Source organism: Pseudovibrio sp. Ad37 (assembly GCF_001623075.1).
Lineage (GTDB): Bacteria > Pseudomonadota > Alphaproteobacteria > Rhizobiales > Stappiaceae > Pseudovibrio.
This window is the reverse complement of record NZ_LMCF01000143.1, coordinates 1-22,881: the sequence shown is the minus strand read 5'-3', so window position 1 is coordinate 22,881 and position 22,881 is coordinate 1. Positions and strand designations below refer to the sequence as shown.

The window sequence follows — 22,881 nt, the reverse complement described above, 5'->3', positions numbered from 1 at the left end:
GCATTCACGCATCTCGCTCTTAGTTCTTTTGTTTGAGCGAATTCCTGTTGCTTGATTGGTCCCAATCAAACGGAACGCGCTCTAGAGTTTATACGCATATTCTCATTCCGAGAACCGGAACCATTTATTGGGGATATGCTTTGAAGGAGTCTTAGATGTCGAGCACTCAAGAGCTCGTATTCCTGCCTTTGGGCGGTGTTGGCGAAATTGGAATGAACCTTGGTCTTTATGGATATGGACCTGAGGACGACCGTCGCTGGCTGATTGTTGATTTTGGTGTCTCATTTGCCGGACCGGAATTGCCTGGTGTGGACCTTGTTCTGCCAGATATTCGTTTTCTGGAAGAAGAGCGGTCTCGCATTGATGGCATCGTCATCACGCATGCTCACGAAGACCATTACGGGGCATTGTCCTACCTCTGGAAGCGGCTCGAACTGCCGGTCTACGCGACCGAGTTCACTGCTCGCCTTCTGGAAGCCAAGCTGATTGGCGATGGTGCGGATTATGAAATTCCGGTGACTGTTGTTAATCAGGGAGATCGTTTCAAAGCCGGTATCTTTGATATTGAGATGGTGACCATGACCCACTCGATCCCGGAGCCGTGTGCTCTGGCTATTCGTGTTGGCGGTCAGCTGGTGTTGCATTCCGGTGACTGGAAGATCGATCTGACACCGGGCATTGGTAAAGCGATCGACCTTCAGCGTTTGCGTGAACTGGGAGATGAAGGCGTTGATGTCTTTGTCTGTGACAGCACCAATGCAGTCCGTGACGGGGTCAGCCCGAGTGAAGCGGATGTGAAGGAAGAGCTGACACGGATCATCAAAGAGGCACCGAACCGTGTTGCTGTGACCACGTTTGCCTCCAACGTTGCGCGTATGCGGGCGGTTGCTGAAGCGGCAATGGCGGCAGAGCGTGAGATTGTTGTGATTGGCCGGAGTATGCAGCGCACTGTCGAGATCGCGCGTGATCTGGGCTATCTTGATGGACTGGCGCCATTCCGTGATGAAGAGACCTATGGATCTTTGCCGCGTGATAAGGTTGTTGCTCTTTGCACTGGGTCTCAGGGCGAAGCGCGTGCCGCAATGGCCCGTATTGCGGGTGATCAACACCGTCAGGTCGCGCTGTCTGCGGGGGATATGGTTATCTTCTCCAGTCGGACTATTCCGGGCAATGAAAAGGCTGTTTCCAACATCATCAACCAGCTGACCCACGAAGGGTTGAAGGTGGTGACAGATCGTGATGCGCTGGTGCACGTGTCTGGGCATCCGCGTCGTGGTGAGCTGGATCAGGTTTACAATCTTGTGCGCCCGAAGAAAGTTCTACCGGTTCACGGTGAACCACTGCACCTGCAGTGTCATAAGGACTTTGCTGTCAGCAAAGGCGTGAAGGACGTTAAGATCATCCGTGATGGCGACATGGTGCGCCTGCATCCGGGTGGGCTTGAGGTCATTGATGAAGCGCCTGCCGGTATTCTGGTTCGTGACGGCCATTTGATTGCAGCGCCTGAGGAAACTGGTGTTCAGGAACGGCGCAAGCTTTCTTATGGTGGCTGCGTGATGGTTTCGCTGATCGTGGATGGCCGTGGTGAGTTGCTTGGCGATATCGATGTGGTTCTGTTCGGGATGCCGGATGAAACTGAAAACGGGACACCGTTTGAGGATGCCGTTCGGGATGCCGTTTATGGTGCTGTGATTTCCATTCCAAAGAGCCGCCGCCGTGATGTGGAACTGGTGCGTGAAGCTGCCAGACGGGCGGGGCGTTATGCAGTTGTAGAGCATTGGGGCAAGAAGCCTCTTTGTAAGGCATTGGTGCAACGCGTCTGATCCTCAGACACATTTTTCGAGACAATCAAAGGCCGCAAATGAGCATATCATCTGCGGCCTTTGACTTTTGATCCAATGGACTTTGTGAATGAAATCTGTTCCTTAGAACTCATAGGCGTTCATCTGCAGATACGTGCTGTACTCTGACATTTTGTTTGAGCAGCTTCTTGTCATTTGATTGTGTGCAATCGAATGGAACGCGCTCTAGAACAAAGAGTTATTGGGAGGACCGTCATGATTGGACGATTGAACCACGTCGCGATTGCCGTGTTGGATATGGAAGAAGGCCTGAAAGTGTATCGTGATGCACTCGGCGGCATTGCCTCAGAGAAAGTGGCACAGCCGGATCATGGTGTTTCAACCGTGTTTATCGAGCTTCCAAATACGAAGATCGAGCTGCTGGAGCCGCTTGGCAAGAATTCTCCGATCTCCAAGTTTCTGGAGCGTAACACGCAAGGTGGTATCCATCACATCTGTTATGAAGTTGATGACATTCTTGCCGCGCGCGATCAGCTGGTTGCCAATGGAGCCCGTATTCTGGGTGATGGTGAGCCGAAGATTGGTGCACATGGCAAGCCGGTGTTGTTCTTGCACCCAAAAGACTTCCTTGGAACATTGACCGAGTTGGAACAGGCTTAAGTTCGCCTTGAAAGACTTGTGGTTTGAGGAAACTGGAAGGCTTTCGGTTCGGGCCTAATTCTTGTAGGTAAAAACCTGTAGTGTGCTGGTTGCTTTGTGATACAACAGTAAGGTGACCAGCCGCAGAAGAAACAAGAACGTTCCAGGAGCACATTTATGGCTACGCCGCTACTCGTTGCACTCTACTTTATGATGTGGTGGATTTTGTTTCTGGCCATTTTGCCGTTTGGTGTTCGCACCCAGGCGGAAGAGGGCGAAGTGGTTCCGGGAACGACTGAGAGCGCGCCCAAAAATCCTCAGATGCTGAAGAAAGTGATCATCAACACGATTGTAACGACAATTGTGTTCGTTGCCTTCTATTGGTTTCTTGAGTCCGGCCTTGGCGCGCATCTGTTTCCACTTGTTGATCAATTAATGGGCAACGCTCCTTCCTGATTTTGGTTTTGCACATCAATTGTGTGGCGTAAACTCAGCGAGTTACAGAGCGAATCCATAAAGTATCAAAAAAGCGATTCTCTGGAATCGCTTTTTTGCGTTTAGAGGGGGGGGGGTGTTGGAGAGACACTTGTCCCTGCTGTGTTCAGGTTCTGGTGAGTATGCTGATATGAGCAAACTGAATGCGGTATTCATAGAATTTCATTCAGTGAAACGGCAGAAATTGGCGAAAAAAAAGCAAGGCCGAAGCCTTGCTGTTAGAACGAGTTCCGCGTCTAAATGTTCTCTTTGCACTTGCGTAGAGTGCCGGCTGCAACCAAACGGGCGCCCGAGAACCTTCCTCCCAAGACTAAAGATCGCGATACCTTGCAACACCGCTTAAGGGTGTTGTTTTTATTGTTGAACAGACACTAACGTAATCACATTAGTTTGTCATCATTTTGTATCAATTCGCCGTAATTTTTTGCTTGCCTAAAATTTTAGCTATAATTTTCGGAGAATCCGTGAACTGAACCCAAAGGTGTAGGCAAAAAACTGCGTGTATGGGGAAATATGTCTTAGAAAATTGGCATATAGCCATGTTGGCAGTTACAACAGGCGTTCTGCTTGCTAAGAAGACATAGAAATGATGCTTGGTGGTGAGCCAGAGCTTGCGTGCCTTAAAACCTGAAGAGTTAAACTAATGCGTTTGTCCCGATATTTCCTGCCTATTTTGAAGGAAACTCCGAAAGAAGCCGAGATCGTATCGCACCGCCTGATGTTGCGTGCGGGTATGATCCGTCAGCAGTCAGCCGGGATTTATGCATGGTTGCCGCTTGGCCACCGTGTGCTCAACAAGATTCAGCGTATTGTTGAAGAAGAGCAGAACCGCTCCGGTGCGGTCCAGCTGCTTATGCCAACCATTCAGCCTGCTGACCTGTGGCGCGAAAGTGGCCGCTATGATGCATACGGCAAAGAAATGCTGCGTATTGAGGATCGCCATGAGCGTGAAATGCTTTTTGGTCCAACCAATGAAGAGATGATTACTGACATCTTCCGCAGTTATGTGCGCTCCTATAAGGATCTGCCGCTGAACCTTTATCATATACAGTGGAAGTTCCGCGATGAAGTGCGTCCTCGTTTTGGCGTGATGCGCGGCCGTGAGTTCCTGATGAAGGATGCTTATTCCTTCGACCTGGACAAAGAGCGGGCAACAGAAGCCTACCGCCGCATGTTCGTGGCTTATTTGCGTACCTTTGCGCGTATGGGTCTGACAGCAATTCCTATGAAGGCTGACACTGGGCCTATCGGGGGCGATCTGTCTCACGAGTTCATTGTGCTGGCAACTACCGGTGAGAGCGAAGTGTTTCTTGATAAGGACATCCTTGGTCTACCAACACCGGCTGAAGACATCGACTTTAATGGTGATCTTTCCGGTATTATTGAGCAGTGGACCACGCCTTACGCTGCCACTGATGAAATGCATGATGAAGCTGCCTTCGAGGCTGTTGCAGAAGATAAGAAGGTTTCTGCACGCGGTATCGAAGTTGGCCACATCTTCTACTTCGGCACCAAATACTCCGAGCCTATGGGCGCGAAAGTGATGACTGCTGAAGGCAAGGAACAGCCTGTTCACATGGGCTCCTACGGCATTGGTGTGTCCCGCTTGCTGGGCGCGATCATTGAAGCGTGCCATGATGATGATGGCATTGTCTGGCCAAAAGAAGTTGCGCCGTTCCATGTTGGTTTGATCAACATGAAGGTTGGTTCTGAGTGCGATGAAGTTTGTGAGAGCGTTTACGCAGAGCTGGAAAAGGCTGGCGTTGAGGTTCTTTATGATGACCGCAAGACCAGTGCAGGCCAGAAATTTGCAAGTATGGATCTGATTGGTCTGCCGTATCAGCTGGTTGTTGGCCCTCGTGGTCTGAAGACTGGTGAAGTGGAAGTTAAAGACCGCGCAACTGGTGATCGCGAAATGTTGACCCCGGAAGCAGCTGTCAACAAACTGATTTCTGCCTTAAAAGGCTGATATCAGCGAAGCTTGGGGTAACTCAGTAGCTTCAATGGTATGTTAGGTACCGGCGGCCTTTCCGCTGCCGGGCCTTTTTGCCAGAGCTTATGGCACTTGCTCTTCATGCTCCCTATATTCCACGGGGTAGTTGAACAGGCGGAAACGGAGAATAGTCTAGTATGACGGCAGAGATTCAGGCGGCTCATCCCGGAAAGAACCGGTGGTTTGCACCCTTTGAGTGGATGCTGGCAGGCCGCTATCTGCGCTCCAGACGCAAAGAAACTTTCATTTCTATTATTGCTGGTCTGTCCTTTTTGGGCATCACTTTGGGCGTCGCAACTCTGATCATTGTTATGGCGGTGATGAATGGGTTCCGCACAGAGCTGCTGACCAAAATTCTTGGCATCAACGGACACGTCCTTGTGCAGCCTATCGATAGCCCGCTCAATGACTATGAGGCGACCTCGGTCAAGCTGGCTGGCATCGACGGTGTTGATTTTGCTATGCCGTTTGTTGAAGGGCAGGCGATGATCTCCGGACCAAGCGCTGATCTGGGTGCTTTGTTCCGTGGTGTTCACAAGGCTGATCTTGATAAGCTGGATCTGGTGTCCGGGAACGTTCTGCTTGGAACGCTTGATGGGTTTGATGATGGCGAAGGTGTCGCCATTGGCTCCCGCCTTGCCCGCCAGTTGGGTGTTACTGTTGGTGATACGGTGCGCGTGATTACTCCGCGTGGCAGCATTACGCCGATGGGGATGACCCCGCGAGTGAAGGGCTATCCGGTCTCTGCGATCTTCCAGATTGGCATGAGCGAATATGATGGCACGATTGCATTCATGCCGTTTAATGAGGCGCAGCTTTATTTCAACAAGGAAGGTCTGGCGACGGGCATTGAGGTCTATGCTGATGACCCGGATGCTGTTGGTCCGCTGCGACCTGTCATTGAAGAAGAGGCCGGGCGTCCTGTGTTCGTTTCTGACTGGCGCCAGCGCAATATGACGTTCTTCTCAGCGCTTGAGGTTGAGCGTAACGTGATGTTCCTGATCCTCACGCTGATTGTTCTTGTGGCCGCATTGAATATCATTTCCGGCATGACCATGCTGGTAAAGGACAAGGGCCGTGACATTGCTGTGCTGCGCACCATGGGTGCTACCCGCGGCGCTGTGATGCGGATTTTCATCATCACAGGAGCCAGTATTGGAACCATCGGCACGTTTGCCGGGTTTATTCTGGGTACTGTGGTGTGCTGGAACATTGAGAGCATTCGTCAGGGGATTTCTTGGTTGACCTCGACCGAGCTGTTCTCGCCTGAGCTTTACTTTCTTTCAAAGCTGCCGGCTGAAATGAATCCAAGTGAGACGACCAGTGTTGTTATTATGGCTTTGGTATTGAGCCTGCTTGCTACGATTTACCCTGCCTGGCGCGCAGCCCGGCTCGATCCTGTTGAGGCTTTGCGCTACGAATGATGAATAAACCAACAAAACCGGTTGCTGGTGTTTCGCTTAAGGGTGAGGAACGCGTTCCTGTTCTGAGTTTGAAGAATGTTGTCCGCGGTTATGTTGAGGGCAACAGCAAACTGGAAATTCTGAAGGGCGCTGACCTTAACCTCTATGAAGGGGAAATGGTTGCGCTCGTGGCCCCCTCTGGCGCAGGTAAGTCTACGCTGATGCATCTGGCTGGCCTTTTGGAAATGCCGCAGAGCGGTGAGGTGCTGATTGGCGGGCGGGAATGCTCCAAGCTCAATGATGATGCGCGCACTGCCATTCGGCGGACCGAGGTGGGTTTTGTCTACCAGTTCCATCAATTGCTGCCAGAGTTTACTGCGCTGGAAAATATTGCATTGCCGCAGATGATTTGCGGACTGAAACGTCAGGATGCAGAAGAACGTGCACGCCAGCTGCTTTCTTATATGCGTTTATCTGAGCGGGAAACTCATCGTCCTGCCGAGCTTTCCGGTGGTGAGCAGCAGCGTGTTGCGATTGCGCGTGCAGTTGCCAATGCGCCGCGTGTTCTGTTGGCGGATGAGCCAACGGGGAACCTTGATCCGAACACCTCGCAGTATGTGTTTGAGGCGCTGACCGCGCTGGTTCGCGCCTCCGGTGTGGCGGCCTTGCTGGCAACCCACAATCTGGAAATTGCAAAACAAATGGACCGGCGGATTACGCTGCGCGAAGGCAAGGTGGTCGAGCTTCCTTAAATTGGAAATGAGAATGCGTTCCATTGAGAATCAAATGCCAGCGACCTGTTCGCTGGCATTTTTGTTTTGGGGAGACGTTCTTGTTTTGATGCCTGTTGTTCTCTCTGTCTGGATGCTCAAGCGAGGCTGGTGTTCCGCGATGCTCACCTGCCGTGTTAACGCTGGCCGGTTATGCAACTTATTGAGTTGCTGAGGGAAATGCCTTGCTGTGTTTGAACGGTGATTGATGGGGGACACTAGGACTTAGAGTAGACGGGAATATACGGGATTGGGCGGGAACAGCCGGAGTTATTGGGAGAAGTCTGCGGTTTGTTGGGTGGTTTTGGGGGTTGAACTGTGTCTATTTTGAAGTGGGTGATGGACACTTGAATTTAGAGTTCGATGGCTCTTTGCAATTATGTGGGTGGACCTTTCGAAGACCCTTCGAAGCCGCAGGAAGCTGCCGATTTTGGGCGTTGGGGAGTGGCTTGTTTTTCCTGATATCAGCTTTGCGTTCATCGGAGAAGTCTAACATTTTGTTAGAGTTCTGTTTTCGGCAGAGTTCTGCGGATAGTGCCGGATTTGGCGCTTGAGAACTATAAACAAATTCCTGCGTTATTTTGTGATTTGTGCGTTGCTGGGTGAAAACGGGCTGAAACGGGTGGGTGACGCTGGCCGTTATGATTCACCAAATTAAACGTGGTTTAATATGTCTCATTTGCCCTTGAAAGACATTGTTGTTCCTGAGCGGCTGCGGCCTGTGCATCAGGATTGGATTGAGGTTCTTGCCAGCTCGCTTGACGAGCTTGGCCTGAAAGAGCCGATTGTTGTTCGTGAGGTCAAACGCGGGCGCTCCAAACAGATTGAATTGGTGGCGGGTGCACACCGTCTGGCGGCTGCTGAAAAGCTGGGCTGGGAGGAGATCCCTGTTTCTCAGGTGGAAGCTTCTGACCTTGAAGCCAAGCTGATTGAGATTGACGAGAACCTGATGCGGCGGGAGCTGTCGCCGCTGGATCGGGCTGTGTTTTTGACTGCCCGCAAAGAGGTTCATGAAGAGCTATATCCGGAAACACAACATGGCGGCGATGTAAAGAGCGCTGATTTTAAAGAGAAAAATCAAGTCGCCAAGTTGGCGACACGATTTTCCAAGGCAGCTGCTGAGAAGACTGGTCTTTCTGAGCGCTCTATTCAACGAGCTGTATCGATCATCTCAAGGCTTCCACCGGATGTGATTGAGCTGGTTCGCCAGACGGATCTTGCTGAGAGTGGCAAGGAACTGGAAGCGCTGGCGAAAAAAGAGCCTGCTGCACAACGGGCGATCCTGAATGTGATTGCGGATGGCAATGCCACGAAGGTTTCTCAGGCGGAAGTGCTGCTGAGCATGAAGAGCAGCATGGCCCCGGTGAGTGAAGAGGAAAAGGCTTTCCGCACCTTGCTTGCCAGCTGGAACCGGCTGGGGCGCAAGCGGCGCAGGAGCTTTCTGGATGCTCTGGGACTGGAAGCCAGTGATGCTGTGCTTGATGCCAAGGTGAAGGACTAGCGCCATGGCTCGTAACAGACCCAGACGACAGCCCCATGATGATCGCCAGTTCGATATGTTTGGTGCCAATGGTGAACCCGCGCAGGCTTTGTTTCCGGTACGTACGCCCAAGCGCGACATTGAGTGCATGGACTTTTCCGCCAAGTTAAAGCGGGCGATGTCTGACGCTTTGAAGGAATGCGCGTATAGCCGCGAAGATGTAGCGGCGCGGATGGGCACCATTTTGGGCCTGCCGAAGTTCAGCAAGGGCATGCTGGACAAGTACACCTCGGAAAGCAGCGAGGCTCACCAGATTTCTCTGTTGCGTTTCAAAGCTTTTGTGAAGGCCACGGGCTGCAACTGGTTGTGGCAGCTGGTGGTGGAAGATGACGAACTGACCCTGATGCAAGGGGAAGAAGCCCGCTTTGCTCAAATTGGTGTGCTGAAGCAGAAAATCATTAAGGACCAGCAGATTTTGAAAGACCTGGAACGGTCACCTGTTGAGCTGCGCAGAGGACGGAGACGATAGATATGTTGCAAGAATGGTTTGAAGTTTCCGAACTGCTCGGAGTGCAGGTTTCTGGATGGCCCGAGACTGTGATGGGCATGAGCCGTTTGATAGACCGTGAAGGCTGGCGCAACCACGCTGAGCGGTGCCGGGAGCGTGACGGGCAAGGTGGTGGTTTTGAATACCATGTGAGCCTGTTGCCTGCGTCTGTGCAAGCCAAGTTGCTGGCGCAATCCGGGGCCATCAAGATCAAAGAGAAAGGCGCGGCGACCAGTGACGCCTGGGCGAACTATGAGCGCCTGTCTGAGAAGAAGAAACAGGATGCCAAAGAACGTTTGAGCGTGGTTGCCCGCATTGACACCATGCATCGCGGCGGGATGAGCAAAACCCATGCGGTTGCTTTTGTTGCAATGGAAACGGGTATTGCGGGTTCAACCCTTTGGAACTGGGAGAAGCTAACCCACGGCTATGCACGGGAAGACTGGCTGGCGGTGCTGACGCCCAAAAATCCGGGCCGCACGGCAACAGCTGAGTGTGACCCTCGTGCCTATGAGATGCTGAAGGCGGATTACCTGCGCCCTGAGGAGCCGGGATTTGCGGCGTGTTACCGGCGCATGAAGGAAGCCGCTGATCACCATGGCTGGACGCCTGTGCCAAGCGCGAAGACGTTGAAGCGGCGCATAGAGCGTGACGTGCCAGCGGGGGCGATAATGCTGTCGCGAAAAGGCAAGGATGCAGCCAAGCAATTGTATCCAGCACAGGAGCGGGACCGTTCTGTGTTCCATGCCATGGAAGCGGTGAATGCGGATGGTCATAAATTCGATGTGTTCGTTGTTTGGGAAGATGGCAGCATTGGTCGCCCGTTGATGCTGGCCCTGCAGGATCTTCATTCCGGCAAGATGCTGTCTCATCGCATTCAGAAGAGCGAGAACAAGGACGCTGTGCGCCTTGCCATTGGCGACATGGTGGAGAGCTTTGGTATTCCTGACAGCATCTATCTGGACAATGGCCGCAGCTTTGCTTCCAAGTGGATTACCGGGCGGATGCCAACCCGGTTCCGGTTCAAGGTGAAGGATGAAGACCCTTCCGGCATCCTGCATACACTGGGTGTTACCGTGCACTGGACCACGCCTTATTCGGGCCAGTCCAAGCCGATTGAACGTGCCTTTCGGGATCTGTGTGAGGAGATCGCCAAGCACCCGAAATGCGCCGGGGCTTACACGGGCAACAACCCGATGGCAAAGCCTGAGAACTACGGTTCCAAGGCTATTCCGATTGCCGAGTTTGAGCAGCATGTGGCTGAGCAGATTGTGCGTCACAACACCCGTGAGGGTCGCCGTGCCGGTTGCTGCAATGGCCGTTCGTTTGAGCAGACGTTCCGGGCATCGCTGGCAGATCCTTCGACCATCGTTCGAACGGCTTCCGAAGCACAGCGCCGCTTGTGGCTGATGGCTGCTGAAGGGGTTAAATCCCGCAAGCCATCGGGTGAAATTCATCTCAATGGAAACCGTTATTGGGCTCCTGCGATGAATGAGCAGGCGGGTTCTAAAATGATCGTGCGGTTTGACCCTGACAATCTGCATAACGGGATCTTTGTTTACCGGCTGGATGGCTCGTTTGTGTGTGCAGCCGAGTGCATTGAAGCGGTTGGCTTTAATGACACCAATGCAGCCCGCGAACATGCCCGCAAGCGGAACGCTTACATGAAGGCGATGCGTGAAACTCAGCGCCTTGAGGTTTCCATGGGCATTGATGAGGTCGCAAACCTGTTGCCGAAGATTGAGAAGGAGCAGGAAGAGATGCCAGAGCAGCGTGTGGTGAAGCTGGCCGTTGGTCAGGATCGTCCGGTTCCTGAAGGACCGGCATGGGATGAGGATGCTGACAAGAGTTTTGGCCGAGCTATGGCGGCCATGAGTAATTCGAGTAGTCGCGTAGTGCCCTTCCAGAGCGGGGCAGATAGCTGAGGAGATGCGTGCAGGCATCTCCCCAACAGATTGAGGCGTCCGAAAACGGACCTTAGACAGACGGAATAAAACATGAGCGATCGAATGAAACAAGTCTGGGATCTGGTTGATCCGATTACCGAGATCCCTGAAAAGCAGAAATGGGCGTGGCTGGATGCGCGTGTTGCAGCGAAGAAATACGCTGAAAAGAAAGGGCTTTCCAAGGCAGCGTTTGCCCGTGAAGTGGACATTGCAGCGGCTACATTTTCCGAGTGGTTTTCCGGTAAGTATCGTGGGGATTATACCAAAACCACTGATGCGGTGCGCCTGTTCGTTGATAACCAGCACAGCTTTGAACAGACTGAAATGCAAGTTCCTGAGGATCTGGGATATGTGGAAACGCCCACCTCAGAGAAGGTGATGAGCGCTCTACAGTTTGCCCAAAGCATGCCTGAAATGGTGGTGATTACTCTGGGTGCTGGCATGGGCAAAACCATGACGGCACGCAAATATGTTGAAGATCACTCTCACACCTATCTGGTGACTATGCGGCCAACCACATCCACACCAGCTGCTATGGTGCGTGAGATCGGTATGGCGATGGAAATTAATGAGCGGAACCTGCTCCTGCTGAGACATGCAATCGGTTTGCGGGTTCAGCGCAATGGCCGCAAGCCTATGCTGATCATTGATGAGGCTCAGAACCTTTCTGATAATGCAGTCAACGAACTGCGAGATTTTCTTGATCGGTATGGGTGCGGCATTGCTCTGATCGGCAATGAAGAGCTTTACACCCGCTTTGGCGGTGCTCAGCCCAAGGCTGCATATGCGCAGATCAACCGCCGCACTGGAATGCGCGTGCGCCAGATGCGTCCTACCAAACAGGACGTGGCTGTGATCGTGGATGCCTGGGACATTGAAGATGTAGAAGCCCGCAAGATACTGCATGCCATTGGCCGCAAGCCTGGTGCTCTTTCCCAAGTCTCTAAAACAGTTCGATTGGCTCACATGCTGGCCTTTGGAAATGGCGGCAAGGTAGACGCAAAAACCATCCGCGCAGCCTGGTCTAACCGTGGGGGAGAAGAGCTATGAGTGCAGCCCTTGTCCGCCAGCTAGAGACACTGGAAGTCTGGTTCCGCGAATACACCAGGCGTGGTGAGGCATTCTCTCAGCACAGTGCTGATGCTTTTGGTGCGGGGCTCAAATGCGCCATTGAGACAGCCAAGGCAAGCCAGCAGACACCAGCAAAAAGCGCCCTGCAGATCCAGAAACTTCTGCTTGATTTAAAAGGATTGATTTCATGAGTAACGAAACACTCATCCCTGAGGGTTGCTGGAAGAATGCCAAGGGGCATTTCATTCCCCTCTCAGTAATTACAATTCCCAAGCAGCTTGAAAGCGAATTGGTGGAGCGCCTGTGCACTCAGGCTAAAGATGCTCATCGCACTATGAAGGTGCTGAAAGCAAACTCCATCAGTGAAGTGGACAGTTTCCGCGATCTGCTTGCAGCTCAATTTGAGCTGTCACGTGGCGGCGAGAAAGGCAACCTCACGCTGCATAGTTACGATGGGGCTTTCAAGATCGTAAAGCAGTGTTCAGAGCATATCGGTTTTGGACCTGAACTTCAGATTGCCAAACAACTGATTGATAAATGCATCAATCAGTGGAGCGAAGGGGCCAACGAGAACCTTAAGATCATCGTCAATCGTGCGTTTGAGGTGGACAAGAAGGGCAAGATTTCAACGGCCAGAGTTCTGGAACTGCGCACCTACAAGATTGATCACCCTGATTGGGTGCAGGCGATGGAAGCTTTGAGTGAAGCCGTCATTGCGATGGATACGGCTACGTATATCCGCTTTTACGAACGCAACGAGCTGACTGGTGAGTATGAGCCCATCGTGCTGCATATGGCGAAGGTTTGAGGAGGTTGGTGATGAGAGCGAATTTAGATGCCCTGCGTTCTTGTGCGCAAGACAATCTGGAAGCCATTCAAAGTCACTGGGCAAAACAGGGCTATTTGATCACTGGCAAGATTGAATATCGCATCAGCGCAGATGGTACCGGCTACTTTGCTGTGATTACGGATCTGGTGAATGGCCGTCCCTGGAACTTCAAGCAGCGTCACCTGGAACAGATGAAGCAGCACCAGACACAAGGGAGAATGATGTGATGGCACGTTACAGAGTTGAGATGAAAAGCACGGTGTTGATTGACATTGATGAGAGCAAGTTCACCGATGAGTTCATGGAGCAATACCGCCAGTTGATTGATCCGGGTTTCTGTGAGGTTCGTGATCATGCGGGATTGTTGGCTGAACTTGCAGTGGGGGGCATTATTGAAAACGGCTGCTTTGTTGAAGGTTACGGAGACTTGAACCAGCAAGGCATCCAACTTGTTGAGCTGCCAAAGATTGAAACAGAAGCCATCCTGCGCGATGGCGAGCATATTTAGGGGGATGGGATGAGCACTCCACATAAACGCCTCTATGCAGCGAAGAAAGCCGCGAACCTTGATGACGAAACCCTGCACGATTGTCTGGAGGCTTCCATTGGTCGCCGCTCTGCCAAGGGCCTGACCATGATCGAGTGCAACAAGGCGCTTGGTTACATGGAGGCCAAAGGGCATGGCGTTAAGGCGCAAGGCTCTACACAGATCAGCGGCCCCTTTGGCGGCAAAGCTGTGGCGCTGTGGCTGAGTGCCTGGAACCTTGGCATCATTCAGGACAAGACAGACAAGGCGTTACTGTCTTGGGTGAAGCGTCAGACCAAGATTGAGCACATCAACTGGGTGGACGGAGAAGACGGGTCCAAGGTGATTGATGCGCTGAAGGGCTGGATCAAACGGGATGCTGGCGTTGACTGGAGCACTGACAAAAAGCTGCCGTCCGTTTACAATCGCCCTGAGTTCAAGGTGTTCTGTGCTCAGGTGGCGCTTTTGAAGCAACGTGATGTGATACCGGCCCATCACAAGTTTGGCCTCATCACTCATTCCATTGTTGGCAAAGGCGATGTTCAGCAGCTGAACGGTCAGGACTGGATCAAGCTTATGAACGCACTAGGAGCAAAAGTGCGGGCTTGTCTGGTTCGGGAGGCACACTGATGCAGGTTCTTTCCTATTCCTCAGTTCAGCCAGGTAAGCTCTTCTGCTGTCAGGTAATAGCCGATACCGAGCTTCTCGTATGTGACCTTTATGTTTGCCGCACATTCAGACTTGTTCTCGAAATCCTGACAAGCAGTTGCTGCTTTGACACGGTCAGCTTTCGAGAGCTTTTCAGTGTGAACATAAAGCAAGCCTCGAACGCCTATCTGCTTTTGAGCAGAACATTGAATCATTTCAAGGCTAGAGCCTACGGCATGACAATTTTCAATTGTGGTCTGCTGGTTCAGCGAGGCGTCATCTTCCAGCATATAATCAATCAGCACCTGATTATCAGCAGCATACGCGGCACCCGAAAGCAAAAGTGTTGCTGTGGTAATGACTTGTTTCAGCATTTTGAAAGTTCCCAAAAGAATAAAGCGGCTGAACGAGAATACACACCTAAGGCAAGTGCATTAAAGTTAAAAACACTCAGCAGTTTCGGTGAATATTATGGCTGATGCTTTGCCTCCTGTTTTGAACGAGATCCGCGAGGTGGCTGGCTTGCCTGCTGCCCTTGAGATTGCGCATCGGTTTGGCGGGAGCCGGGTTTTTATTCCCTCTTACCCCTCCGCAGATAACTGGTTGCAGGAAACCGTGGGCGAGAGTGCTGCAAAAAAGATCTGCGACCATTACCGCATTATCAATGCAGGTGGCAGGGCCATGGGGATCTATATTGAAATTCCTCTGGGGCCGACCGGACAACAAGCCAGCACACATGCCCGCGTGCAGCAATATCTTCAAGAGGGTTTGTCTGCCGATGAGGTTGCCCGCCGACTTGGCATCCACCGCAGAACTGTGCTAAGGCAGGCGGTACGAATACGAGATCCCAGACAAGCGGATCTCTTTGAATTTTAGAGCTGGTGACACATGTCACCGGCTCTTTTTTTTATACGTCAGGCACTTTGCAAACACCTAAACACTCATGTTTGCAAAGGCACATCGCCCATGTCCTCCGCGTCTCCAATCGTACAGCAGTTACGTCATTTCAAGGTTAGTGCTGCCAGCAGCGACATCATCTCCAAAGTCTCCAAGGAGCAAGGTTTTGATGAGTACCTGTTACGGGCTCTGCTGATTGTTGAGAGCAAGGAAGCAGCCTGTGATGATCAAGGGCGCATTCATCTCCTTCCTGAAAAACATATCTTCTGGCGTAAGCTTCCAAGTCAGTTGCGCAGCACGGCTGTTGCTGCAGGTCTGGCAACCAAGAAATGGTCCAAGGGCAACTATAAGGGCCTTGGCAAAGCCGGGTCAGACGCCCGCTGGGACAGGCTGGAGCGCATGGCGCTGGTTGATGAAACCGCAGCTCTGTTGTCCGCCTCCTACGCCAAGCCTCAAATCATGGGCTTTAACTACAAGCTGTGCGGATACCATTCGGTCAAGAGCTTTGTCATCGCGCTGGCAAGTGAGGAAGCGGCTCAGGACAAAGCCTTCGTAGATTATCTGCTCAACAGCGGCCTTGCAGAAGATATCCGGGCCAAGGACGTTCGTGCGATTGTGCGCCGCTATAATGGAGCTGGGCAGGTTGATTATTACAGCCGCAAAGTTTTGCGTGTTTATGCGAAGCTGACCGGCGAGCCCTTGCGGCTTGAGGAAACATCCAAGCGGGCTGGCATGTTACGCTTGGGTGCAAGTGGTCAGCCCATTGAAAACTTCCAGCGCCGCCTTTCTGATCTTGGGTATCACGTCAACCCAGATGGCGACTTTGGCGATGCAACGCGCCGTGCAGTTGTTGCTTTCCAGGTGGATCACGGATTGAAACCAGATGGTCTGGTTGGCCCTAAAACGGCTGCGATGATGAAACGTGCCGTCCCACTTTCCGAGAAGACCACGAACCCCCGCCAAAATCTGAAGGTCAAGGATCTTCGCGCAAAGGGCTCTCAGACCGTTAAGCAGGCAGACCGGATGACCGTTCTGGGCGGCGGTGTGGTTGCTGTTGGCGGGGTGGCTGAGGTCGCTGAACAGGTATCTGACAGCTCATTACTGGATAACCTTACTGGCCTTCAGGATGTGATCTGGACGCTGAACAGTTCTCTTTCTCCTCTTCTGGATCTGATCGGCTCCAACAAATGGTTGATGGTGGCTGCTGGTGGGGCTGCTGTTTTGTATGTGGCCTACCAGATCAAGCAGCGCCGCCTGCTGGATGCAAAGAGCTGGAGGCATGTTGGGTGATTGCCTTCTTCACATCTCTGGCGTCTTCCAGGCTAGGCCGCGCCTTCCTTAAATGGGCGATTATTGCCGCGTTGGCGGGCCTGCTTTTACAGCGTGTTTTTTCGATGGGCGGGCAAAGCGAACGTAACCGGAGCCTTGAAACCTCTCTCCTGATTTTGAGAAAAAGGAACGAAATTGATGCGGATATTTCTCGTCATTCTGATGCTGATCGCCGTCGCCGGTTGCGCAGCTGGTCCCGCGAATAAATGCGATGGGTTCAAGCCCATCTATCCGGCAAACAGCGATGTGGGCGTTCTCTCCAATTCTATGGTGCAACAAGTATTGGCACACAATGAATTTGGCTACTCCATGTGTGGTTGGAGGCGAACAGGTCGATGAGTTTTGATGAAGTAGACCAGGCCAACATGCTTGCCGAGCGGGAACGAGATGCCAGCATTGCTGCGGTTTTAAAGTCTCAGCGTGTTGGATCTGGTCGTTCCAGTTGTATTGACTGCGAGCGTGAGATTGAGCCAGCCAGACGCACTGTAAACCCGGCGGCTGTGCGCTGCATTGAGTGCCAGCGAGAACTGGAACAAGCGCGATGAGCCCGGAAGAATTAAAAACATGGGTGGCAATTGTAATCGGCGTTGTGTCGTTAGCTGGCACTGCGTGGACGTTTCTTTCGCACCGATCTCGTGACAATTCCAGCAAGCTGGAGGAGCTGCAGGGGCGCGTGGGTGAAACCGAGGCTAGCGTCAAATCACTGGCACGAGAGATGGAGCATCTGCCCAGTAAAGAGCAAGTGCATCAGCTGGAACTGAACATGACGGAACTGCGCGGTGCAGTCACAACCATTGGCGAAAGCGTGCGCTCTTTGCGTCATACCACCGAGAATATTGACGATTTTTTGAGAAAGAATAAGGGGTCGTGATGGACTACCAGGACCACATCAACAAGGATGTACGACTGATCATCTTGAAGGCGCTACACAGCCAGGATGATTATTCGCTGAATTCGTCAATCCTGCAGACACTGCTGGAGGGCTACGGCCACACGGAAAGCCGCGATTACATCCATAATCAGCTGCGCTGGATGGAGCGCAATGTACAGGCTGTGAAGATCACAAAGGCTGGCAGTGTTCTGGTGGCAACGCTGACAAATGCGGGCCGTGATCATGTGGAGCGCAGAGCCCGCCTGGAAGGCATCAAACGCCCAAGTCCAGAGGTGTGAGCTATGAGCAAGCGCAAAGGACGCGGGCGGCTGTCCTCATTGGATCTGCTGCCGCCAGAGGCATCTAATCTTGTAGATTGGGCGGCGGAGCAACTTTCTAATCGGGACAAAACACAGCAGGAAATTCTTGAAGAGTTTAATGGCAAGCTGATTGCTATTGATCCGACGATTCAGCCAATCAGCAAAAGCGCGTTTGGTCGCCATGCCGTAAAGCTTGCGACCATGCAACGGCGTTTGAAAGAAAGCCAGTCCATTGCAAAGTCGCTGGCCGGTCAAATGAATGCCAGCGCGGTTGATGATGTGACGGTCATGGCAAGTCAGGCCATTAAAACGCTGGTGTTTGAGATCCTGACCAGTGCTGGAGAGGCTGGCCTTTCGCCCAAAGGTGCGATGGATCTGGCAAGTGCGTTGCGCTCTTCTGTTCAAGCTCAGGCAATTTCGACACGGCGACGTAAAGAGATCGAAACCGAGTTCGAGAAGAAGACCGATGAGGCGCTGGAGAAGACTGCTCAGGTTGCTGGTTTGAATTCTGATCAGGTCGCCAAGTTGCGCCGTGAGTTCTTAGGATTGCGCAAATGATGAGTGCCCAGAGCGATCCAGACCGGGTGGCGGGAAAGCCGATCCTTACCCGTGATCCCAATGAGGCAAGTCCAGATTTTACACGCGGTGCTGAGATCCCTGAGGATCTGGACCCGCTTGCCGATGGCATCTTGATGCTGCACCAAAAGGAATGGCTGGAGGATCGTGGTGATCTGAAGCTTGCCGAAAAAGGCAGGCGAACAGGTATCACCTTTGCCGAGGCTCTGGATGATACCCTGATTGCCGCCAGCAAACGTGAAGCTGGCGGTGATAACGTTTTTTACATTGGTGATACCAAAGACAAAGGCCGTGAGTTCATTGGCTATGTGGGACACTTTGCCAAAACCGTCCAGAAGGAAATGGTGGGCATTGAAGAGAGAGTTTTTTTGAAGACATCGATGCGGATGGCAACACCCGCAAGATATCCTCTTACGTGGCGCGGTTTGCGTCTGGCTACCGGGTAGAAGCACTGTCCTCACGACCTGAAAACATTCGTGGTCTACAGGGCATTGTGGTGATTGATGAGGCGGCGTTTCATAAGGACGTGCGCAACGTTATTGACGCGGTCAACGCGCTCCTGATCTGGGGCGGCAAGATCCGCATCATCTCCACTCATAACGGCGTTTTGAATGCGTTCAACGAGCTGATCCGGGAGGCGCGAACAGACGCAGCCAAGGGCAAACCAACCTGGTCTATTCACCACATTCCGTTTGCCAGTGCTGTCAGGAACGGCCTGTTCAAACGGGTTTGCATGATCAAAGGCAAAGTGTGGTCGCAGGATGCGCAGCAGGAATGGGAAGATAAGATCCGTTCAGCCTATGGCTCGCGCAAAGCAGCCATGCAACAGGAACTGGACGCGATCCCGGCTGAAAGCGAAGGTCAGGCACTCTCCCGTGTCCAGATCGAAGCCTGCATGGAAGCAGACATTCCCTATATTCGCTGGCAGGTAGAGGATGACTTCAGGGATCTGCCTGATAGCAAGCGTCAGGATCGCCTTGATAAGTTCCTGAAGCGAGAGCTTGAACCTGTTCTCAAACAGCTACCTAAAAACCTGCTGCATGTTTACGGGCAGGATTTTGCCCGCAAAGGAGATGCCTCTGCCATTGATGTAAAGTCCATTGAAACCAGTCTTGTGCGCAGAACGAGGCTGGCCGTTGAAATGCGCAATGTGCCCTTTGATGAGCAACGCGAGGTGATGGAATTCATCATCACCCGTTTGCCCCGGTTTTCTGGCGGGGCGTTTGATTCCACGGGCAACGGGGCTTATCTGGCTGAAAAAGCGGTCCAGAAATTTGGAGCCTCCATCCGCGAAGTGCACTTTTCTGAAAGCTGGTACCGCGAGAACATGCCAGCTTACATTGAAGCATTTGGCTCTAATCGATCTTTGATCCTGCCCAGGCACGATGACATCGTGAAAGACCATCAGGCGCTTTCCTTTGTGAATGGCATCATCAAAGTCCCGCAGGATTTCAGGTTCAAGGGAAGCGATGGCAACAACCGGCACGGGGATTATGCCATTGCCTCTGCTCTGGGCTTTTGGGTGAGCCAGCAAGACATTGCGGAATACGATTACATGAGTGCGAGCACACTTGCCCGCACCACAATGCAAGCTCCCAAAGATGACGATATTCAAGGCGCAACCACGTTCTCTCGCGGGTCGGTCTTTGGTAAACTGAAAGGGTTGTGGTGATGGCAAAGCCTGTCATTTATGACCTTCATGGCAAGCCCATGAAGATTAAGGAGAAGGATCTCAGCAGTGAGAGTACTGCAATGGTTCGGGCCATCTCCAACAAATTTGGCGGTATGTTCACTTCCGAGCTTACACCACCACGACTGAAGAGTATTCTGCAGTCTGCTGAAGCAGGCCAGCCTGATGAGTTTTACAAGCTGGCGGAGGTAATGGAAGAACAGGATCTTCATTACTCAGCTGTGCTCTCAAGTCGCAAGCGTGCTGTCTCCTCCCTCAGTATGCAGGTTAAGGCAGCAAGTGATGATCCCAAAGATCAGCAGATTGCTGAAGCTGTTCGCCGGATGGTGGAGCAACCTGAGTTTATCGACATGCTTGATGATGCGCTGGACGCTTTGGGCAAAGGCAGTTCAGCCATTGAAATGCTCTGGGACACCACGTCTGCTGAATGGATGCCGCGAGAGTTTATCTGGCGCGATCCAAGGCTGTTCAGGTTCCACCCAACCCGCCGTAAAACATTGCAGATGAAACGGGAGGGCTCGGTTGACGGTGAGGATCTGGTGCCGGGGAAATTCATCACCCATCTGCCTAAGCTGAAATCCGGTTTGCAAGTGCGCACAGGATTGGCACGGGTGGCAAGCTGGTCTTACCTGCTCAAGAGTTTTGCTCTGCGTGGCTGGGCTGCTTACAACGAAATCTTTGGCATGCCCTTGCGTGTGGGCAAGTTCGACAAGTCCGCCTCGGATGAGGATAAGGCCAAGCTTTTGCAGGCGGTGATTGGCATTGCCAATGATGCTGCCGGGATCATTCCCAAAGAAATGGATATTGAGTTTATTCAAAACTCAAGCCGGGGCGGTGACAGCCTGTTTGAACGTTTGCTTGTGTATCTGGATAAGCAGGTCTCCAAGGGCGTTTTAGGGCAGACCATGACCACGGATGACGGATCGTCTCTGGGGCAGGCAATCGTACATAATGATGTGCGCGAAGATATCCAGATCAGTGATGGCCGCCAGATTGCCACCACGCTGAACCGGGATGTGGTCCGTCCGTTTGTAATCTTCAATTACGGCCAGCAACCAGCTTACCCAACCATCCGCATTGAGGTGGTGGAAGCGGAAGACCTGGAACGCATGGCAAACGTTTTAGATAAACTGGTGCCTTTGGGGCTTAAAGTTCAGGTGTCTGAGGTGCGCGGACGCCTTGGGTTTGGTGATCCAGATAAGGGTGCGGATGTGCTGGGTGTTCAGCAAACTTCACAACAAGACCCGGTTAAAGCCCGCAACCAACAACAAAGAACTGAACCACAAGCTGCAGATCCGTTTGACGATGTTGGACAAGATGAGCTTGCTGATTGGCAACCGCAAATGTCTGGCCTGCTAAATCCGGTTCGCAAGCTTGCCAATTCGGCTGGTTCCTATGATGAGTTTCTGGAGGGGCTGAGTGGTCTTGCTGCCCAGATGGATGATGGGCCCCTTGCACAGAAGATCACTGATGCCACGTCGAAAGCGGCGGCTTTTGGCGATGATCGGGGGTAGAGGTGGCCGGGTTTAAGTTTGATACCAAACCCTCTCCTGAAGTCACAGGGTTTCTGAATAAGAAGGGCTTAAAGCCGTCCTTCCACTGGGCGGAGGTTTCGCCGCGAGAACATGCCTTTGGTTTTACCGTTGCCAAGGCCACCAAACTGGACGTGCTCACAACGCTGTTTGAAGAAGTTAAACGGGCACAGGCTGAAGGCATTCCGTTTGATGCCTGGTCGAAGGCTCTGCAGCCGCGTCTTGAAAAGCTGGGGTGGTGGGGCAAGGTTGATATGCTTGACCCGAAAACCGGCAAGATGGTGAAAGCTCAACTTGGAAGCCCGCGCCGGTTAAAAACCATCTATTGGGCCAATACCAGGTCGGCCAGAGCGGCTGGCTTGTGGGAGCGAGCACAGCGCACCAAGGCAGCGCTGCCTTACTTTGTCTATTCTCTGGGTCCATCACAAAAGCAAAGACCGGATCATCAGGCGCAAGCCGGGGTCACACTGCCCGTGGATGATCCGTTCTGGGATGTGTGGTTCACGCCCAATGGCTGGCTCTGCAAGTGCTGGGTCAGGCAGATATCAAAAGCTGAAGCTGACAAAAACGGCGGTGTGTCAGATCCGCCTGAAATTGAACTGAAGGAATGGACCAACCCGCGCACTGGGGAGACCCTTAAAATCCCCGAGGGCATTGATCCGGGCTGGCAGGGAAATCCGGGAAAGAACAGAGCCCGGACCCAGATCGACAATCTGAATCTGAAAATGGAAAATGCTGGCAAGCACAACGATGCTCTGCCCAGGCAGGTGATTGATGAGCTGTGGCGTTCAAAAGCGCCGCAAAGCTATTCCAGGATGAATGAGCGGGTGCATCTGCCGGTGGCTTATGTTCCGGGCCTTGCTTCAAGGCTGGATGCCAAAACGCCATTGGTGGCCGTCTCCAGTGATACCATCGCAGTCAAGGTGGGCAAGCATCGTTCTATTGAGCCAGACAAGTTTACGCTTGTGCAGCAAGTGCTGGAGGATGGCGTGCCTATTGAACGTGGTGGATCGCAGGGACTGAGTTTCTGGCTTTCAGAAAAGGATAGAATGTACGTTGTTGCGCTGAAGAAATCGAAGGATGGTTTTATGTATGTCTCAACGTTCTTTCAGTCTGACCACAGACGCTTCCAAAAAGCTTTTGAACAGTACGGAGAATGGGGAGGATGAGTGCTGGCTGTTTGGTGAGGGCGGACTCTCCTCACATGCCATTCGAGGGCACCGATCCATTTGCCTCAGCCAGCACACTAAGTATAGGCGTGGTGCCTGAGTTTGACAAGCAGGGCCTGCGGTAAACACTAAAACGCCTCAGAAGGTCGTAGAGCGCTTTAAAGGGGTTTGTGAATCGGCATGCAAAATTGACCCGGTTAGGTGGGTTATGAGCGTTTAAGATTGACCCACCTGTTTGTTAGGATCCGTGCATTTAGCGCGGGGCATGAACGGGTGATATTGATGGAAAGTGCAGCCAAGATCCGCCGTCTTGTTTTACGGGATGGTCGAAGTGTCCGGTCGGTCAGT

General features: G+C 52.5%; 27 protein-coding genes. 26 read left to right on the top strand and 1 reads right to left on the bottom strand.

Translation table 11 applies throughout. The features are described 5' to 3' along the window. The first annotated feature begins 155 nt into the window (after positions 1 to 155). From PsAD37_RS18510 to PsAD37_RS18440, 15 genes are all read left to right on the top strand, one after another. Positions 156 to 1,823, top strand: a complete 1,668-nt coding sequence (locus tag PsAD37_RS18510; protein WP_063297411.1) for a ribonuclease J — start codon at positions 156 to 158, stop codon at positions 1,821 to 1,823. Between the two features lie 234 nt (positions 1,824 to 2,057). Next, entirely contained in the window at positions 2,058 to 2,462 is a 405-nt protein-coding gene (gene mce / locus PsAD37_RS18505) for a methylmalonyl-CoA epimerase (RefSeq protein ID WP_063297410.1), read from the top strand. Positions 2,463 to 2,618: 156 nt separating this feature from the next. Then, positions 2,619 to 2,897, top strand: a complete 279-nt coding sequence (locus tag PsAD37_RS18500; protein WP_057465597.1) for a DUF1467 family protein — start codon at positions 2,619 to 2,621, stop codon at positions 2,895 to 2,897. Positions 2,898 to 3,579: 682 nt separating this feature from the next. Further along, complete coding sequence (gene proS / locus PsAD37_RS18495; protein ID WP_063297409.1) at positions 3,580 to 4,905, top strand: proline--tRNA ligase; 1,326 nt, start codon at positions 3,580 to 3,582, stop codon at positions 4,903 to 4,905. A 224-nt stretch (positions 4,906 to 5,129) separates the two neighbouring features. Next, positions 5,130 to 6,353 carry a lipoprotein-releasing ABC transporter permease subunit gene (locus tag PsAD37_RS18490; RefSeq protein ID WP_082597131.1) on the top strand — a complete coding sequence of 408 codons (1,224 nt, stop codon included), beginning with the start codon at positions 5,130 to 5,132 and terminating at the stop codon, positions 6,351 to 6,353. After that, the gene (locus PsAD37_RS18485) at positions 6,353 to 7,084 is read left to right on the top strand and encodes an ABC transporter ATP-binding protein (protein ID WP_063289363.1); all 732 of its coding nucleotides are present in this window, start codon (positions 6,353 to 6,355) and stop codon (positions 7,082 to 7,084) included. The genes PsAD37_RS18490 and PsAD37_RS18485 overlap by 1 nt, the downstream gene beginning before the upstream one ends. Before the next feature lie 688 nt (positions 7,085 to 7,772). Then, positions 7,773 to 8,603, top strand: coding sequence for a ParB/RepB/Spo0J family partition protein (locus PsAD37_RS18480; protein WP_063297408.1), 831 nt, complete (start codon positions 7,773 to 7,775; stop codon positions 8,601 to 8,603). 4 nt (positions 8,604 to 8,607) lie between these two features. After that, positions 8,608 to 9,111: a hypothetical protein gene (locus tag PsAD37_RS18475; protein WP_206600091.1), complete on the top strand. Its 504-nt coding sequence runs from the start codon at positions 8,608 to 8,610 to the stop codon at positions 9,109 to 9,111. 2 nt (positions 9,112 to 9,113) lie between these two features. Continuing rightward, positions 9,114 to 11,054, top strand: a complete 1,941-nt coding sequence (locus tag PsAD37_RS18470) for a transposase domain-containing protein (RefSeq protein WP_063297407.1) — start codon at positions 9,114 to 9,116, stop codon at positions 11,052 to 11,054. A 72-nt stretch (positions 11,055 to 11,126) separates the two neighbouring features. Beyond that, the gene (locus PsAD37_RS18465) at positions 11,127 to 12,125 is read left to right on the top strand and encodes an AAA family ATPase (protein ID WP_082597129.1); all 999 of its coding nucleotides are present in this window, start codon (positions 11,127 to 11,129) and stop codon (positions 12,123 to 12,125) included. After that, complete coding sequence (locus PsAD37_RS18460) at positions 12,122 to 12,337, top strand: hypothetical protein (protein ID WP_063297406.1); 216 nt, start codon at positions 12,122 to 12,124, stop codon at positions 12,335 to 12,337. Before PsAD37_RS18465 ends, PsAD37_RS18460 begins: the two co-directional genes overlap by 4 nt. After that, positions 12,334 to 12,954, top strand: a complete 621-nt coding sequence (locus tag PsAD37_RS18455; RefSeq protein WP_063297405.1) for a DUF3164 family protein — start codon at positions 12,334 to 12,336, stop codon at positions 12,952 to 12,954. Before PsAD37_RS18460 ends, PsAD37_RS18455 begins: the two co-directional genes overlap by 4 nt. 11 nt (positions 12,955 to 12,965) lie before the next feature. Continuing rightward, positions 12,966 to 13,202 carry a hypothetical protein gene (locus PsAD37_RS18450; RefSeq protein WP_063297404.1) on the top strand — a complete coding sequence of 79 codons (237 nt, stop codon included), beginning with the start codon at positions 12,966 to 12,968 and terminating at the stop codon, positions 13,200 to 13,202. After that, on the top strand, positions 13,202 to 13,483 hold the full coding sequence (locus PsAD37_RS18445; protein WP_063297403.1) for a hypothetical protein: 282 nt from the start codon (positions 13,202 to 13,204) through the stop codon (positions 13,481 to 13,483). The genes PsAD37_RS18450 and PsAD37_RS18445 overlap by 1 nt, the downstream gene beginning before the upstream one ends. A 9-nt stretch (positions 13,484 to 13,492) precedes the next feature. Beyond that, positions 13,493 to 14,131, top strand: a complete 639-nt coding sequence (locus PsAD37_RS18440; RefSeq protein ID WP_063297402.1) for a regulatory protein GemA — start codon at positions 13,493 to 13,495, stop codon at positions 14,129 to 14,131. 20 nt (positions 14,132 to 14,151) lie between these two features. Here PsAD37_RS18440 and PsAD37_RS18435 read toward each other — a convergent pair whose 3' ends face one another. Next, positions 14,152 to 14,523 carry a hypothetical protein gene (locus PsAD37_RS18435; protein WP_063297401.1) on the bottom strand — a complete coding sequence of 124 codons (372 nt, stop codon included), beginning with the start codon at positions 14,521 to 14,523 and terminating at the stop codon, positions 14,152 to 14,154. Between the two features lie 97 nt (positions 14,524 to 14,620). Here PsAD37_RS18435 and PsAD37_RS18430 point away from each other — a divergent pair, with 97 nt between their 5' ends. The 11 genes from PsAD37_RS18430 to PsAD37_RS18380 all read left to right on the top strand — a co-directional run bounded on the left by PsAD37_RS18430 (position 14,621) and on the right by PsAD37_RS18380 (position 22,533). Further along, positions 14,621 to 15,025, top strand: a complete 405-nt coding sequence (locus tag PsAD37_RS18430) for a hypothetical protein (protein WP_063297400.1) — start codon at positions 14,621 to 14,623, stop codon at positions 15,023 to 15,025. Positions 15,026 to 15,115: 90 nt separating this feature from the next. Beyond that, on the top strand, positions 15,116 to 16,336 hold the full coding sequence (locus tag PsAD37_RS18425; RefSeq protein ID WP_063297399.1) for an N-acetylmuramidase domain-containing protein: 1,221 nt from the start codon (positions 15,116 to 15,118) through the stop codon (positions 16,334 to 16,336). Further along, positions 16,333 to 16,581, top strand: coding sequence for a hypothetical protein (locus tag PsAD37_RS18420; protein WP_063297398.1), 249 nt, complete (start codon positions 16,333 to 16,335; stop codon positions 16,579 to 16,581). Before PsAD37_RS18425 ends, PsAD37_RS18420 begins: the two co-directional genes overlap by 4 nt. A gap of 129 nt (positions 16,582 to 16,710) precedes the next feature. Then, positions 16,711 to 16,920 carry a TraR/DksA C4-type zinc finger protein gene (locus tag PsAD37_RS18415; RefSeq protein WP_057465575.1) on the top strand — a complete coding sequence of 70 codons (210 nt, stop codon included), beginning with the start codon at positions 16,711 to 16,713 and terminating at the stop codon, positions 16,918 to 16,920. Next, a complete protein-coding gene (locus PsAD37_RS18410) occupies positions 16,917 to 17,246 on the top strand; it encodes a DUF2730 family protein (protein ID WP_063297397.1) in 330 nt (109 codons plus the stop codon). Before PsAD37_RS18415 ends, PsAD37_RS18410 begins: the two co-directional genes overlap by 4 nt. Next, entirely contained in the window at positions 17,246 to 17,545 is a 300-nt protein-coding gene (locus tag PsAD37_RS18405; RefSeq protein ID WP_206600090.1) for a hypothetical protein, read from the top strand. Before PsAD37_RS18410 ends, PsAD37_RS18405 begins: the two co-directional genes overlap by 1 nt. A gap of 3 nt (positions 17,546 to 17,548) precedes the next feature. Next, positions 17,549 to 18,124, top strand: a complete 576-nt coding sequence (locus PsAD37_RS18400; RefSeq protein ID WP_057465572.1) for a DUF3486 family protein — start codon at positions 17,549 to 17,551, stop codon at positions 18,122 to 18,124. Then, positions 18,121 to 18,588, top strand: a complete 468-nt coding sequence (locus tag PsAD37_RS29530) for a hypothetical protein (RefSeq protein WP_206600089.1) — start codon at positions 18,121 to 18,123, stop codon at positions 18,586 to 18,588. The genes PsAD37_RS18400 and PsAD37_RS29530 overlap by 4 nt, the downstream gene beginning before the upstream one ends. After that, complete coding sequence (locus tag PsAD37_RS18390; RefSeq protein ID WP_063297394.1) at positions 18,558 to 19,814, top strand: hypothetical protein; 1,257 nt, start codon at positions 18,558 to 18,560, stop codon at positions 19,812 to 19,814. Before PsAD37_RS29530 ends, PsAD37_RS18390 begins: the two co-directional genes overlap by 31 nt. Further along, on the top strand, positions 19,814 to 21,346 hold the full coding sequence (locus PsAD37_RS18385) for a DUF935 domain-containing protein (protein ID WP_063297393.1): 1,533 nt from the start codon (positions 19,814 to 19,816) through the stop codon (positions 21,344 to 21,346). The genes PsAD37_RS18390 and PsAD37_RS18385 overlap by 1 nt, the downstream gene beginning before the upstream one ends. A gap of 2 nt (positions 21,347 to 21,348) precedes the next feature. Continuing rightward, complete coding sequence (locus PsAD37_RS18380; protein ID WP_063297392.1) at positions 21,349 to 22,533, top strand: phage minor head protein; 1,185 nt, start codon at positions 21,349 to 21,351, stop codon at positions 22,531 to 22,533. Positions 22,534 to 22,881 lie beyond the last annotated feature (348 nt).